This window comes from Microbulbifer sp. YPW1, from assembly GCF_013367775.1.
Classification (GTDB): domain Bacteria; phylum Pseudomonadota; class Gammaproteobacteria; order Pseudomonadales; family Cellvibrionaceae; genus Microbulbifer.
Genome location: NZ_CP055157.1, coordinates 3,177,704 through 3,191,233 on the forward strand (window position 1 = coordinate 3,177,704; position 13,530 = coordinate 3,191,233).

The 13,530-nt window shown below is 55.9% G+C and carries 15 protein-coding genes; 5 read left to right on the forward strand and 10 right to left on the reverse strand.

Features of this window, described 5'->3' with window-relative positions:
- Positions 1 to 13: 13 nt before the first annotated feature.
- Entirely contained in the window at positions 14 to 964 is a 951-nt protein-coding gene (locus HUW35_RS12960; RefSeq protein ID WP_181252646.1) for an IS110 family transposase, read from the reverse strand.
- Positions 965 to 1,157: 193 nt separating this feature from the next.
- Here HUW35_RS12960 and HUW35_RS12965 point away from each other — a divergent pair, with 193 nt between their 5' ends.
- Positions 1,158 to 1,757: a hypothetical protein gene (locus tag HUW35_RS12965; protein WP_181252700.1), complete on the forward strand. Its 600-nt coding sequence runs from the start codon at positions 1,158 to 1,160 to the stop codon at positions 1,755 to 1,757.
- A 44-nt stretch (positions 1,758 to 1,801) separates the two neighbouring features.
- Here the strand turns inward: HUW35_RS12965 and HUW35_RS12970 are convergent, their stop codons facing one another.
- From HUW35_RS12970 to HUW35_RS12980, 3 genes are all read right to left on the reverse strand, one after another.
- Positions 1,802 to 2,197 (reverse strand): hypothetical protein, encoded by a 396-nt coding sequence (locus tag HUW35_RS12970; protein ID WP_181252701.1) that lies wholly within the window; start codon positions 2,195 to 2,197, stop codon positions 1,802 to 1,804.
- A 2-nt stretch (positions 2,198 to 2,199) separates the two neighbouring features.
- A complete protein-coding gene (locus tag HUW35_RS12975; RefSeq protein WP_181252702.1) occupies positions 2,200 to 3,051 on the reverse strand; it encodes a VOC family protein in 852 nt (283 codons plus the stop codon).
- A 234-nt stretch (positions 3,052 to 3,285) separates the two neighbouring features.
- Positions 3,286 to 5,142, reverse strand: coding sequence for a DUF885 domain-containing protein (locus HUW35_RS12980; protein WP_255463284.1), 1,857 nt, complete (start codon positions 5,140 to 5,142; stop codon positions 3,286 to 3,288).
- A 216-nt stretch (positions 5,143 to 5,358) separates the two neighbouring features.
- Here HUW35_RS12980 and HUW35_RS12985 point away from each other — a divergent pair, with 216 nt between their 5' ends.
- Both HUW35_RS12985 and HUW35_RS12990 read left to right on the forward strand, forming a co-directional pair.
- Positions 5,359 to 5,703: a 4a-hydroxytetrahydrobiopterin dehydratase gene (locus tag HUW35_RS12985; RefSeq protein WP_181252704.1), complete on the forward strand. Its 345-nt coding sequence runs from the start codon at positions 5,359 to 5,361 to the stop codon at positions 5,701 to 5,703.
- Between the two features lie 136 nt (positions 5,704 to 5,839).
- Positions 5,840 to 6,070: a DUF1272 domain-containing protein gene (locus HUW35_RS12990; RefSeq protein WP_181252705.1), complete on the forward strand. Its 231-nt coding sequence runs from the start codon at positions 5,840 to 5,842 to the stop codon at positions 6,068 to 6,070.
- Positions 6,071 to 6,125: 55 nt separating this feature from the next.
- Here the strand turns inward: HUW35_RS12990 and HUW35_RS12995 are convergent, their stop codons facing one another.
- On the reverse strand, positions 6,126 to 6,884 hold the full coding sequence (locus tag HUW35_RS12995; RefSeq protein ID WP_181252706.1) for a TlyA family RNA methyltransferase: 759 nt from the start codon (positions 6,882 to 6,884) through the stop codon (positions 6,126 to 6,128).
- Between the two features lie 140 nt (positions 6,885 to 7,024).
- On the opposite strand from HUW35_RS12995, the gene nhaA reads away from it, so the two are divergent.
- Entirely contained in the window at positions 7,025 to 8,509 is a 1,485-nt protein-coding gene (gene nhaA, locus HUW35_RS13000; RefSeq protein WP_181252707.1) for a Na+/H+ antiporter NhaA, read from the forward strand.
- Between the two features lie 33 nt (positions 8,510 to 8,542).
- On the opposite strand, the gene HUW35_RS13005 is transcribed toward nhaA, so the two are convergent.
- From HUW35_RS13005 to cydP, 5 genes are read right to left on the reverse strand one after another with little or no spacing between them, the layout of a single operon-like run.
- Entirely contained in the window at positions 8,543 to 8,800 is a 258-nt protein-coding gene (locus HUW35_RS13005) for a cyd operon YbgE family protein (RefSeq protein WP_181252708.1), read from the reverse strand.
- A gap of 52 nt (positions 8,801 to 8,852) precedes the next feature.
- Positions 8,853 to 8,972: a cytochrome bd-I oxidase subunit CydX gene (gene cydX / locus HUW35_RS13010; protein WP_181252709.1), complete on the reverse strand. Its 120-nt coding sequence runs from the start codon at positions 8,970 to 8,972 to the stop codon at positions 8,853 to 8,855.
- A 17-nt stretch (positions 8,973 to 8,989) separates the two neighbouring features.
- The gene (cydB, locus tag HUW35_RS13015; RefSeq protein WP_181252710.1) at positions 8,990 to 10,123 is read right to left on the reverse strand and encodes a cytochrome d ubiquinol oxidase subunit II; all 1,134 of its coding nucleotides are present in this window, start codon (positions 10,121 to 10,123) and stop codon (positions 8,990 to 8,992) included.
- A gap of 19 nt (positions 10,124 to 10,142) precedes the next feature.
- Positions 10,143 to 11,717 (reverse strand): cytochrome ubiquinol oxidase subunit I, encoded by a 1,575-nt coding sequence (locus HUW35_RS13020; protein WP_181252711.1) that lies wholly within the window; start codon positions 11,715 to 11,717, stop codon positions 10,143 to 10,145.
- Positions 11,718 to 11,948, reverse strand: a complete 231-nt coding sequence (cydP, locus tag HUW35_RS13025) for a cytochrome oxidase putative small subunit CydP (RefSeq protein WP_181252712.1) — start codon at positions 11,946 to 11,948, stop codon at positions 11,718 to 11,720.
- Between the two features lie 538 nt (positions 11,949 to 12,486).
- Between cydP and HUW35_RS13030 the strand changes: the two genes are divergently transcribed.
- Positions 12,487 to 13,527 (forward strand): alpha/beta hydrolase, encoded by a 1,041-nt coding sequence (locus HUW35_RS13030; protein ID WP_181252713.1) that lies wholly within the window; start codon positions 12,487 to 12,489, stop codon positions 13,525 to 13,527.
- The last annotated feature ends 3 nt before the right edge of the window (positions 13,528 to 13,530 follow it).

The window sequence follows — 13,530 nt, forward strand, 5'->3', positions numbered from 1 at the left end:
CTGAGTCAACCGCTTAGGCCATGTTTCCCTCCCAGGCAGTACCATTTCGTACCATGCTGTTGAGGATAACAATCATCTTGCGCATGCATGCCACCAGAGCAACCTTCGGCCGTTTGCCGGCTGCTCTGAGCCGCTCATAGTGGTCTTTGAATTTCTTATTGCATTGGATGGTCGACATCATCGCCATGAACATAACTGTGCGTATTTGATGGCGTCCACCGCGTATTCGGCGAAGGCCCTGGTAGCGGCCGCTCTCTCGGTTGATCGGCGCCACCCCGACAAGTGCCGCGATCTCTTTGTTATTCAGGGTGCCGAGTTCTGGAAGGTCGCTAAGTAACGTGTAAGCCATGACTTTGCCCACTCCGGGCACACTTTGGAGAATTTCATTTTTCTCTTTCCAGTCATCAGCTTGGGCAATCATGCCATCAAGGGCAGCATCTATCTTATCGATCTGCGCTTTGATCGTTTTCAGCATGGTGTTAATGCTGGTGCGCAGCTCTTTGGGCATGATGGATAGACGGTTCTTTTCCATCGTCTGCATCTCCATCAACTGTCGCCGGCGAACGAGTAAGTCACTGATTTTTCTGTCATTTTCCGGCGCCACAGCTGTTTGAGTAGGCTTGATGCTCTCGCCAAAGTGGGCGATCAGCTGAGCATCGATCTTGTCTGTTTTCGCGAGCTGCCCAATGGCTCCAGCAAACCGCCGTACATGAAGAGGATTGGCGACAACTACAGGTAGATTATGTTTTGCAGCAGCGAACACGAAGGTATGCTCCAGGCGGCCAGTGGCTTCAATAACGATGCGCGTTGGCTGATGTGCTTTGATGCGCTTAATAGCTTCGCGAACACCTTTCGCATCGTTGCTGACAGCAAAGTATTCGCCAAGAGGGCGTATATAAATATCGAGCTGGGTCTTGCCGGTATCTATGCCGACATTGACTTCATTGTCTTGTGAGTGGTTCATTGGTAAGTTAACTCTTGCTTGCAATACGAGCTCGAGGCCCTGATGACTATTCGAGTTGTTACTTTGAGTTTATGCGGCGTTCCCACTTGTTAACGGTCTCTCGACAGAGGAGCCAGACAGGCATCGAACTACCGCATAAAAGGCCTCTGGTTGCAGCCAGAGGTGGGCCTCAATTTTGCCCGTTTGAGAGAGCATGTACACCATACAAGCAGAGGCAGAGCGACAGCCAACGCTACGCACCTTTTGTGTTACTCGCTGGCGCTCAAACATTAACACAAAATGCGCTCCGCGCTGGCTGCGCCTGCGCTGGGCGTTATGCATCGGAGCTATGAATAAACTAGTTATTTTCATAATTTTTTCCGTACTTTCATTTTCGGTAGCATCATCTCCGAGTTTCGAGGCGCGGTATGAATTTGGCAGGGAGCTTGAATTAACTATTTCTCCCTCTTTCGCCGATTCGGCGGTTTATACGTTGGTAACCTATGACGGCAAAAAAAATCTCGCTAAAAGGGTTTTTGAAGGCAGCTTCCAAAAATGGAGCAATGTGAAAAGTGAATCTCACATTGAGCTAACTGACGACACGTATAAAAAGCTACTTAAACTTTTAGATGATGCACTTACTTTTCGTATTAAAGATGATGTCCGAGTGGAAGACGGCATGACTTGGGAGTTGGAAACTTCGAGGTATCAATGGCTAAAAGTTCGAATAGGTACGCCAGAGTACGACACTGAATCCAGGGGATACAGTGGGCTTCTAGAATTGGGGGCGTTCGTCCAGGCACAATTCCCGTAAAATGCATAACAATGCAATGCGCCACGGAAATTAAGTTAAGATTTTTAGAGGTCAAAGCCTCCCAGATCCATGCCCATACCCATATCTCCACCGAGATCGGGCATTCCCATGTCGGGCGTGGAGGGTAGGGTTACGGCTTCCGGCATTCTTGGTGCTTCTACCCCCCAGTCCGGATCAACTTCGCGACCAATACCACCGCCGCCGCTGCCACCACCGGGTGGTACTACAATCACCGGGCGACGAAAGCCGATCCACGGGCGCCATGCGTGGCCGTAGTAATGGCTCCTGTAGCCTGTTCCGCCACGCGCTGCTTGTGTGTTTCTTACATTAGTACTGCTGCTTTGATTGCCGCTGCTGCCGGCGCAGCCGCTGCTGAGTGCGAGCGGGGCGATGATGGCAGCAGTCGCAGCAAAGGCCAGTATTCTCTTGAATGCAATCATGGTTACTCGCCTCCCGCTTGAATCGCAAATACGCCGCCTGTTGGGTCGGCCACGATGGCGATATCGGCATTTAAGTCCCCTTTCATCGGAGGAACGAGGATTCTGCCGCCATTTTTCACCACGGCACGGGCTGTCGCGCGAACACTTTTGACTTTCATATACAGTAGCCAATTCGATTCGACGTCGGCGAGTGGCGTGCGCAGTATACTGGCCCGCGCAGTACCATCCCGGCCGAGGATTCTGTAATCCTGCCCCTGTTGTCCTTTACGAGAGACTGCGTTGTAACCGACCACTTTGTTGTAGAACTTTGCGGTACTATCGGGGCGCTCCGTCCACAATTCCGGCCACAGCCATTCGTTGTAGCGAGCACGGCTATCAGCAGGATCGCCGTTGTCATTGCGTAACAGCATCACCACGGCGCCGTTCGGGTCCTCGATCACTGCCGCACGTCCTATGCCAGGTAATCGCTGTGACGGCTCTACAACCTTGCCACCGTTGAGCTTTGCTGCTTTGACGGCGGCGTCGACATCGACGACGGAGATAGAGGGTAACCAAATTGAGCCATCCTGGGGCGCCCGCGCACCGGTGTATGTCGCTAGCGTTGCGACTGGCTCACCACGAATATAGGCATCGATATAACCCTCTGGATCGTTACGCCGGAGCTGCCACCCGAACACCGCGCTATAAAAATTGGCGGCAGTATTGAGATTGGTTGTTAAAAGGTCGGCGCGTACGACCTTTCCTGGCAAATAGTCTGCAGCTGCTAGATATGATGGCCGCACGATGACGAACAGCAGCGCTGCCAAAGTTAGCAGTCGTCTCAGGCATGATTGGCCCGGTGGGGTGGCGTACATTTCTGCCTCCTGAGTTAAATTCCGCGCAGGTTTAGCATTAGGTATAGACGGTAGGGGGAGTGAACTCAATGAGTCGGCTGCGCTATCGGTTGATCGCGGCATCGAAAGAGGGCAGGCCGCGTTTGGGCATTGGCTTGTTTACTATGTTGTTGACTGCGCTCCCAACTCACCCAGCTTCAGGTGAAAATTTACGCTATCGATACGAAGATGTTTCGTGTCTATGTGTGTGCCTCGTCAATTTTTTTCTATCTCGGCCAGCATCAGCTCGCGAATTACCGGAACCGGGGCATTTCCATAACTCAGGAATTTTTCGTGAAACTGCTTGAGGTTAAACCGGTCGCCGAGCTTTTCTTTTATTTCGTCTCGCAGCGCCATGATGTCCATGTACCCGGCAAAGTAGCTGGTGAGCTGGACCTGGCTGAGGGTGGCGCGGCGCCATTTCCCCATGGCTTCGGTTTTCTGCTGAAAGGCCTGCTTCATCATCAGATCCATCGCCTGCTGTTCGGTAATACCCTTAACCTGGATCGAATAGTCGAGAAGCGTGTTGACCACCGTCCGCAGGTTCCACTTGTAGTACATCATCCACAGTTCCGGTGAGAAATCGCCGTAACCTGCCTCCAGCATCATACGCTCGGTATACACTGCCCAGCCCTCGATCATCGCGCCATTGCCAAGAATATTCTTGATCAGGCTGGGAGATTGGTTGGCGTAAATCAGCTGGGTGTAGTGTCCCGGAATGGCCTCGTGGATATTCAGTATCTGCATCAGGTAGGTGTTGTACTCGCGCAGGAAGCTCTCTGCGCGGTCATCTGGGAGCTCTTCCACCGGCATCACGTTGTAGTAAGTATTTGCGTCTTTGTCGTAAGGGCCCGGCGCATTGATCGAGGCCACAGCGAAACCGCGCATGTAGGGCGGGGTGGTGCGTACTACGAGGGGCTTGCTGGGGTCCAACGTCAGTAGATCTTTTTCATTTACAAAGGCTACAAGCTCGGGAATCTGTGCTTCCACCGCGGCTTTGAAATTCTCCTTGGTAGCGTGGTGTTGCGAGAGCTTTTCTAGTACCCGTGCGATTTTCTCGAGAATATCGTCTGGCCGCTTTTCACCGGTGAAATACTTTGGCCACAGTTTGTCGGCCAGATCGTCCATCTTCAAATGCAGGCGGTCTTTTTCTCGCAGCGCCCGCTGGTATAGCTCTTTAGCGGTCATGCCTATCTGGATTTCGTAGCCGAATTTCTCTTCATACAGTTTTTCGCCGATTCGGAAATTGTGAAAGCTGTCCGCCTTCTCCATTGAGGCGTAGAGTGTCTGCAGCATGGTGACATATTCGGTAATTGCCTGGCGGGTAGCCTCGAGTCGGGTCAGGAACATCTCCTTTTCCTGTTTGGAAAGCCCGCTCTCTGCTACTTTTTTTTCAAGTTCTTCACCGAACACTGATCGAGCGCCCTCGTTTTGCTCTATGGCCAATATCAATTGCGGTGACGCAGGGTTCCGCAGCGATTTTTCGGCTGCGGCATAGTATGCCGGTACTAGTTGCATCCGATTGCTGAAGGCGCGCAGTCGCTTATCTAGAGGGGCGTAGTCGGTATTGAGTATCAGGGCGAAGCCATGAGAGACATTGTATTTGGCCGGATTCCATTCGTGAGACTTGAATACCGTCAGATCCCAGATTGTCTTGTCCAGGAAGTTATTGATCAGCGCCAGGTCGGTGCGGGCGTTTTCACTCAAGTCCTTGTTATTGAAGCGAGAGAACTGGTTACGGTAGTTGCGCGCGAAGCTGAGCACTTTCTGACGGTAGTTTTTGTCCGGAGCTTCCAGTCGCTCGGCTACCGCGTAGTAGCCGTTGTTGATGGCCCAGGAGGGGAACAGGTGCCACATACGCTCGATCATCTGGTTGCTCAGATGCTGGAATTCGAGTTCGTCCGCGGAGAGCTTTCTTTCGTCCTTGTTCCGGGGCTTGCTTTGGACCTGGCTGCTGCTGTCGGTCACATCACTTGTGGGCGCGTTGGCATCGCGCTCTTCCGCGGGGGGCGCCGGCTGTGCGCTTTTGTCCCCACACCCGGCCAGGGCGGCGGTCACAAGTATGGCTGTCATCAGGCGTTTCATAAGCGGTCTCGAATTTTTCACGGAATCTGCTCAAAAACTAGCACAGTCAACTTATAGTTATCCGTTGATGCGACATTTATTTTGTGTGAACCAGGTCGCCTTGTCTCACATTGGGGCGGCGGCTAAAGTGGCAAAACAAGAATTTGTGGCCGAGTGCCGCGAATCGATTCAAACAATTTTGTATTTTTGTCTTAGGAGTCTGGTATGACAGAACTCGCAGCACAGGCATGTGAGGCCTGCAGAGCTGATGCGCCATTGGTGTCCGATGAGGAACTGGCCGAACTGATGCGGGAAATCCCCGATTGGACCCCGGTAGCCCGGGACGGTGTGATGCAACTTGAACGTGTGTTCAAGTTCCGCAACTTCAAGCAGGCGCTAGCGTTCACTAACCGCGTCGGCGAAATTGCCGAAGAAGTGGGCCATCACCCCGCGCTGCTGACGGAGTGGGGTAAGGTAACCGTGACCTGGTGGAGCCATGAGGCCGGTGGCCTGCACAAGAATGATTTCATTATGGCTGCGCGTACTGACAAGCAACTCGACGCAGAATAAGCGTCGCAGTAGTTAGGGCCCTTCTTCGCTCAACATTGCTTTGCAGCTTGTCTGGCCCCGGCGGCATTTGTCGCTGCGGGCCGAACGCGCCGCCAGATCCGCAAGATGTACAAAGAGTAAGTTAAGAAGGATCACAATGCTGAAGATGAAAGCCACCTGCGAGCGGTGCAGTGCGAAGCTCGGCCTTTCTGCCCAGGCCTTTATCTGTTCCTATGAGTGCACTTTCTGTCCTGAGTGTACGGAAGAGTTAAAGCACGAGTGTCCCAATTGCCAGGGTAACCTGGTTCTCCGCCCGGCTCGTCGCACCTCTCCGACAGAGGTTGCCAAGTCCGGTTTCAAGGCGAAGCTGGAAACCATTCTTCCTTAGTCTCTTTCTTCCCCAGTCACCTCTCCGGGCGTGGCGTAATTGGTCCTTGCCGGCGTCAGGCGGCCTTTTGCGCCCACAGCAAAAATTCCCTGTTGCCGTCGCCGCCGGTGATTGGGCTTTCCATGTAGCTGCGCACCTGAAGATCCAGTTCCTCGCACAGCGCGTAAATTCTTTCCTGAACCCCCTGGTAAAGGGCTGGGTCACGTACCAGTCCGCCTTTACCGAGGCCCTCGGGGCCCACCTCAAACTGGGGTTTCACCAGGCTCAGCAAGTGACCGCCGGTCTTCATCAGTGGCGGCAACTGCGGCAGTATCAGGGTCTGGGAGATAAAAGAAACATCCATTACCACGGCATCGAAGCCGTGATCTGCATAGGGTGCAATCTGCTCGGCGGTGATGTGGCGTGCGTTGAGGCCCTCGAACAAGTGCATGCGCGGGTTTTCACGCAGGGATTCCGCCAGCTGGTCGTGTCCGACATCCACGCCGACCACGAGTTCGGCGCCCCGTTGCAGCAGGCAGTCGCTGAAACCACCGGTGGAACAGCCGACGTCCAGCGCGTGCCATCCGGCGGGGTTGAGCCCGGTGTGGTCGAGAATACCCGCCAGCTTGAGGCCGGCGCGGGATGCATACTGGTCCTCGGGCAGCGGTTCGACCTGGATCTGGGTTTCCTCGCTCACTGTTTGGCTGGCCTTGCTGGCCGGGCGCCAGCTGTGACCGTCTGACAGAGAGACCCGGCCGGCATCGATCAGTTTGCGGGCGTGGGTGCGCGAGCTGGCGAGCTGTTGCTGGACGAGGAGGAGGTCGAGACGGATCATGCGTTGTACTCACTATATTATGGGGAGCACCGGGATTGGAGGAAGATTCGGCTGCCATGCTAACCTCTGCCCCTCAAACGGAAAAGTCTCAGTTAGAATCCCTATTCATTCCGGAACCGAATAACAGGAGTTGGCGTTAGATGGCAAAAAATGTGCTGAGTAAATTCAGGGTGCGCAAGGGCAAGGTCTTTGAGGCCCCGTTGGAGAACGCATTCGGCCGCCTCGTTACGCCATTCGAAGAGTTCATCCATCGCCAGAGCAGCAGTGGCCTCCTGCTGATGGCGTGTGCGGTGATCGCTCTGGTGATTGCGAACTCTCCCTGGCAGGAATGGTACAAGCATATTCTTCACCTGCCGGTCAGCTACAACTTCGGTGAGTGGTCGCTTTCGATGAGCTTCCACCACTGGATCAACGACGGCCTGATGGCCATCTTCTTTCTGCTGGTGGGGCTGGAACTGAAGCGGGAGTTCCTCGTTGGGGAGCTTTCGGAGCTGAAGCACGCGGTGCTGCCGGTTATGGCGGCTATCGGCGGTATGGTCGTGCCGGCGCTGATTTTTTACATGATGAACGGCGGCACGCCGTCAGAGCGTGGCTGGGGTATTCCGATGGCCACGGACATTGCATTTGCGGTGGGCTGTATCGCTATCCTCGGCAATCGGGTACCGCGCGCTGTGGTGACCTTCCTGGTGGCCCTGGCCATTGTGGATGACCTGGGTGCGATTCTGGTGATTGCCATCTGGTATACCGAGAGCGTGAACACCAACGCACTGATGGCTGCCTGCGCGCTGGTTGCGGTGATGTGGCTGCTGAAGTTCGCCGGTGTGCGCCGCTCCGCGGGATACATCTTCGTGGGGATACTGCTGTGGTATGCGCTCTACGTAACGGGGGTACACGCGACCCTCGCCGGGGTGATTACCGCCATGGCCATTCCCGCGCGCCCCAAGTATGACCCGGTGGCGTTCAGTACCTTTGTGAAAGACATCATTCGCAGCTTTGACCGCTGTTTCCGTCCCGGTGACAAGATCATTGCTAACGACGCCCTGCGCGCCCGGGTGACGGCACTCGACAATGGCATACACCTGGTGCAATCGCCGCTGCAGCGTATGGAGACCCGTCTGCATACGCCTGTGGCATTTATCGTGGTGCCCATTTTTGCCCTCGCCAATGCCGGGATTCCGATCGATAGCTTTACCAGTGCGTCTGCGGTGCTGAACCCGCTTACGCTGGGGGTTATCTGCGGCCTGGTGTTCGGTAAGTTGATCGGGATTGCCGGTGCAACCTGGATCGGCTGGAAGCTGGGATTGGGCGAGCTGCCCAAATCGGCAACTTTCCATCACATCGTGGGTGTGGCGTTGCTGGGGGGGATCGGTTTCACCATGTCGATCTTTATTGCCGAGCTGGCATTTGCCGGGGAAAACGAGATGTTGATCCAGGCGAAGGCGGGCGTGCTGTTGGCCTCGGTGATTGCCGGGGTGGCTGGATTCCTGATTCTGCGGCGAGCGCCAATCGTGGAATCGACCCAGAGCGATGAAGCCGGGCACCTGGATTCCCCCACAACGGATATCAAGCCCGGCGACAGCGAGGCAAAAGACCAGGATGAGGGGGAAGAGCGCAAGCTGCCCTGAAGCCTGGCGAAACCGGCCTGGATACTGCGGTGATTAGGCCGGTAGAGCGAGCCAGGCAATCGCCAGTAGTGATGCCCATGCAACCACCGCGCAGACCAGTTGCCAGCTGCGCGGTGTATTTTTCAATATTCCCGAGCCGTAAACCACGCCCACACACAACCCCACCAAAAGCAGGCTGGTTTGCTCGGTGCTTGGTGCCTGGCCATTTTTGTACAGCAGCACCGGCCAGAATGTGAGCAGCAGGCTGGTCAGCAGGGCGGCCACGAATGTGGTGATCCTGAGTGCTTTCATCCAATTGACTTTAGCGCCTTCTCGTCGTAACGACCGAGGCTCCGGCGCGCAGTTACTCATCAAACTCGGTCTCGTTCCTGTCCATATTCTCGGTGACTTCCAGCCATAGCGCGTTGACCACACCGAACAGACAGGCGAGTAGCACGCCGAGAATCCATGTGAAATACCACATAACCCTATTCTCCTGAGTCAGTAGCTACTGTGGGAGTTGTCTTCGATATATTCCTTGGTCACTCGGCCGAACATTTTGCGATAGCACCACAGGGTGTACAGCAGAATGATCGGCACAAAAATGACAGCGGCGGCAAACATCAGCCCGAGGGTCAGCTCGCTGGAAGTCGCGTCCCACAGTGTGAGGCTCATGTTGGGATCCCGGGATGAGGGCAACACGAATGGAAACAGGGCGATACCCGCGGTGAGAATCACGCTGGTCACTGCCAGGGAGCTCGACAGGAACACGAGCGCGCTTTCCGCGCGCGCGAACAGCCAGGTGGCTGCGGCCATCAATATACCCAGCAGCGGAATGGCCCACAGCAGCGGGTGTGCACTGTAATTCGCCTGCCAGCCATCATTGCCGTATGCGACGGTTTTCATCAGCGGATTGAGTTTATCGCCGAGGGGTTTGATGTCCACGATGTGCATGCCATCGATACCCACCAATAGCCAGATCCCCGCCAGCACAAACAATCCGATAACGGCGAGGGCGGAGAGCTGGGTGGCCTGCTGTGCGCGGAAATGCAACAGGCCGCGGGTTTTCAGTTGCAGCCAGGCTCCACCGTGCATGGCGAGCATGGCGACCGACAGCAGCCCGCAGATCAGGGCAAAGGGATGGAGCAGCGTCCAGAACGAGCCGTGGTAGCTGGGGCGCAGCAGGTCGTCCAGCTCAAACGGCAGCCCGAGCATCAGGTTGCCGAACGCCACGCCGAAAATCAGTGGTGGCACTACGCCGCCGATGGTCAGTCCCCAGTCCCACAGGTTGCGCCAGCGCGGGTCGTCAATTTTTGAGCGGTAGTCGAAGCCCACAGGCCTGAAGAACAGCGCGCACAGGGTGATCATCAGCGCAGCGTACAGTCCGGAAAAGGCGGCGGCATAGACCATCGGCCAGGCGGCAAAGATGGCGCCGCCTGCGGTAACGAACCACACCTGGTTTCCCTCCCAGTGTGGGCCGACGGTATTGATCATGATGCGCCGGTCCATGTCGGTTTTACCGATTACCCGGAGCAACATCCCCACGCCCATATCGAAGCCGTCTGTCAGCGCAAAGCCGATCAGTAGCACGCCGATCAGGGCCCACCAGATCAGTTTCAGCGTTTCATAATCCATAGCGCGTCTCCTCTCTGGTTCAGGCCTGGGCCCCGGGTTTATTCGCCGACAGCTCAAAATGGTATTTGCCGGTCCCGAGGCTGGATGGCCCGAGTCGGGTGAAGCGCAGCATCAGGTATACCTCGGCCACGGCCAGCGCGGTATAGAAAGCGATAATGGCGGTCAGGCTGCCGAGCACCTCCCCGCGGGTAATGGAGGAGGCGGACATATAGGTGGGAAGCACTTCGGCGATGGACCAGGGCTGGCGACCGTACTCGGCCACAATCCAGCCGCACTCCGCCGCGATCCACGGTAGCGGTAGGGACCATAGGCAGGCGTAAAGCACTGCGCGATTACCGGCGCTGCGGTGGCGCGCTGACTGGATGAAGGCGGCGGTAAACACGAACAGCATGATAAACCCGGCCCCGACCATAATCCGGAAGGTCCAGAACAGGGGGGCTACCCGGGGAATGGAGTGCTCCGCTGCCTGCTTGATCTGTTCTTCGGTGGCGTCGGTGATGTTTTCTGTATAGCGTTTCAGCAACAGGCCGTACCCGAGGTCGTACTGCATGTCGGCAAAGGCGTTGCGGGTTTCCTGGCTGGTGTCCCCGGCGCGCAGTTTCTGTAGCAGGTCATAGGCCTGAATACCCCGGCGGATACGTTGTTCGTTTTCCGGAATGATGCGATCAAAACCCGTCACCTCCTCGTCGAGGGAGCGGGTGGCAATCAGTCCCAGTGCCCAGGGGATCTGGATCTGGAAGCTGTTTTTCTTTCCCTCCTGATTGGGGAAGGCAATCAGGGTAAACGAGGCTGGGGGCTCCTGGGTTTCCCATTCGGCCTCGATGGCTGCCAACTTGACCTTCTGTATGTCGCCGACGGTGTAGCCGCTTTCATCCCCGAGCACGATCACAGAAAGAATCGACGCCAGGCCAAAACTGGAGGCGATCGCAAAGGAGCGCCGTGCGAAGGGAATATCCCTTTTCCTCAGCAAATAGTAGGAAGACACGCTGAGCACAAACATGGCGCCGGTCACGTAACCTGCGGCTACCGTATGTACAAACTTGACCTGCGCCACCGGATTGAACAGCACATCGCTGAAGCTGGACAGCTCCATACGCATGGTTTCGAAATTGAATTCCGCACCGATCGGATACTGCATCCAGCCATTGGCAATCAGAATCCACAATGCCGACAAGTTGGAGCCGATGGCCACCAACCAGGTGCAGGTCAGGTGCTGCACCTTGCTCAATCTGTCCCAACCGAAGAAGAAAAGGCCGATAAACGTCGACTCGAGGAAAAATGCCATCAAGCCCTCGATGGCCAGGGGCACACCAAAAATATCGCCGACATAGTGGGAGTAATAACTCCAGTTGGTGCCGAACTGGAATTCGAGTGTCAGGCCGGTGGTGACCCCCAGGGCGAAGTTGATCCCGAACAGCTTGCCCCAGAACTTGGTCATGTCCTTGTAGATGGCCTTGCCCGTCAGTACATAACAGGACTCCATGATCGCGAGAATAAACGACAGGCCAAGCGTCAGTGGTACAAACAGAAAGTGGTACAGGGCTGTCAGCGCGAACTGCAGGCGGGACAGATCCACTACGGTTTCATCGATCACTTAACGCTCCTTGTCTTGGTGACCTGATTCGGCGGAGTGCGAAGCTGGCACGGGTGCATCTTCGTCGGGTTCAATGTCCGGCCGGATTTCAGGAAAAAAGCGAGCCGGGTCAGGCGCTGCACGCTCCGGGGGCGGAGAGAAGAAATAGATTTTGATCAGGGTGATCAGAATGAGCTTGATGATCAGAACCGCGCCGAGTTCGATCAACAGGCGACGGTCGGAAAGCGTCATGGTGTTCCCGTCTGGTTTTCCACAAAAAAGGCGCCGCGCGGCCCAATATTAGCAGCGGTACCCGAGAGTGGCGGGTGACTGATGCCTTTTGGCGGGTAAAGCCGAAAACTGACGTAACTTGCTTTATATCGCTGTGTGAAGCGGGCCTTTAAGTAGCCGGGTGTCAGGCAAAGCGGTGGTCAACAAAGGGGGGGGCGGGCAACAGGCCGCATACCCGCAGTGCCAAACCAAGGTTGCTGAGCACGCTCTGCGCAAGATTCTGGGGGCGGTACGCCATGGGAGCCTCTTCATTTCTTGATTTTTATGGGTTACTGGTTGGTCGAAATAAAGCTCGTCCGGGCTCCGTGGTATTACCAGTTTTCGTGTGTTAAAACCCGATATCTGTTGGTTTTCACTGTGTTAGTATCGGTTTCCATAAGAAGTGGTAAGTCCAAAATTGCGAGGCGGTCTGTTTACCTCCATGTTGGCAGGCCGGTTGCGCCAAATGTCCTGTTTAGCAACGAATACGAATAAAGAGAGAAGACACGTAGGAATACCTATGTCGCACAAGATCTATCGTTATCACAACGGCAGCCAGCTGTGCTGGAAACAGGCACTGCGCTGGTTGGCACTGCCGGTAATCACCCTGGTCGGAATACTGCTATTGCTACCATCCTCAGTGCAGTCCGCAGCCGGTTATCCGGTGGACGATTCATTCAATCTTCACGCCGCCTTTAACAAGGCCCGCAAGACCTATCCCCGGATCAGCATTGCCAATGTGGTACCCGATCCATCTACCGTGGTGCAGAGGGGCGTGGTCTATCGCCAGCTGGGTGAGCGCACTCTGCATCTGGATATTTTCCGTCCCGAGTCTGCCGGGGCTGACGCGCGGCGCCCGGCCGTCTTGCTGGTGCACGGTGGCGGCTGGCGCTCGGGCAACCAGACACTGCAGGAGCCCATGGCGATTTACCTCGCGAACCGCGGTTTCGTAACGGCCACGGTAGAGTACCGCCTGTCAGTGGAGGCCCGTTACCCGGCAGGGGTGCAGGATGTCAAAGCGGCCTTGGGATGGCTGCGCAATCACGCGGACGAATACGGCATCGACCCGCAGCGCGTTGCGATTTTGGGCGCGTCTTCCGGTGCCCAGATGGCCACCCTGGTGGGGGTGGCCCCGGGAATGGAGGTATTTGAAACTGCCGAATCCAGCGGCCTGGACCGAATCCAGGCGATCGTAAACCTGGATGGCATCGTTAGCTTCACTACACCAATGGCACTGAAGTATGAAAATGCGCCACACAAGAACCCGTCAGCGGCGGGTGCCTGGTTTGGTGGACGCTATCAGGAGGTGCCGGAGCTTTGGAGACAGGCTTCACCGCTGGAATATGCCGGTGTGGGCTCGCCGCCCACGCTGTTTATCAACAGCAGTCTGCCGCGCTTTCACGCCGGGCGCGACGCCTATATTGAAAAGCTCGCGGCCGCCGATATCCCCACCGAGGTGATGACCCACGACGACTCTCCGCACCCTTACTGGCTGTTTGAGCCCTGGTTTACCCCTTCCGCTGAAAAGGTGGCGGAATTTCTGCAACGGACGTTGAAATAACCG

Bases quoted from the DNA above. Each gene is read 5' to 3' on its own strand.
- HUW35_RS13030 (WP_181252713.1), top strand. From the start codon at position 12,487: ATGTCGCACAAGATCTATCGTTATCACAACGGCAGCCAGCTGTGCTGG.
- cydX (WP_181252709.1), bottom strand. From the start codon at position 8,972: ATGTGGTATTTCACATGGATTCTCGGCGTGCTACTCGCCTGTCTGTTC.
- HUW35_RS12995 (WP_181252706.1), bottom strand. From the start codon at position 6,884: ATGATCCGTCTCGACCTCCTCCTCGTCCAGCAACAGCTCGCCAGCTCG.
- HUW35_RS12975 (WP_181252702.1), bottom strand. From the start codon at position 3,051: ATGTACGCCACCCCACCGGGCCAATCATGCCTGAGACGACTGCTAACT.
- HUW35_RS12980 (WP_255463284.1), bottom strand. From the start codon at position 5,142: ATGACAGCCATACTTGTGACCGCCGCCCTGGCCGGGTGTGGGGACAAA.
- HUW35_RS12970 (WP_181252701.1), bottom strand. From the start codon at position 2,197: ATGATTGCATTCAAGAGAATACTGGCCTTTGCTGCGACTGCTGCCATC.
- HUW35_RS13005 (WP_181252708.1), bottom strand. From the start codon at position 8,800: ATGAAAGCACTCAGGATCACCACATTCGTGGCCGCCCTGCTGACCAGC.
- HUW35_RS12965 (WP_181252700.1), top strand. From the start codon at position 1,158: ATGTACACCATACAAGCAGAGGCAGAGCGACAGCCAACGCTACGCACC.
- HUW35_RS12960 (WP_181252646.1), bottom strand. From the start codon at position 964: ATGAACCACTCACAAGACAATGAAGTCAATGTCGGCATAGATACCGGC.
- cydP (WP_181252712.1), bottom strand. From the start codon at position 11,948: ATGACGCTTTCCGACCGTCGCCTGTTGATCGAACTCGGCGCGGTTCTG.
- nhaA (WP_181252707.1), top strand. From the start codon at position 7,025: ATGGCAAAAAATGTGCTGAGTAAATTCAGGGTGCGCAAGGGCAAGGTC.
- HUW35_RS12985 (WP_181252704.1), top strand. From the start codon at position 5,359: ATGACAGAACTCGCAGCACAGGCATGTGAGGCCTGCAGAGCTGATGCG.
- HUW35_RS12990 (WP_181252705.1), top strand. From the start codon at position 5,840: ATGCTGAAGATGAAAGCCACCTGCGAGCGGTGCAGTGCGAAGCTCGGC.
- cydB (WP_181252710.1), bottom strand. From the start codon at position 10,123: ATGGATTATGAAACGCTGAAACTGATCTGGTGGGCCCTGATCGGCGTG.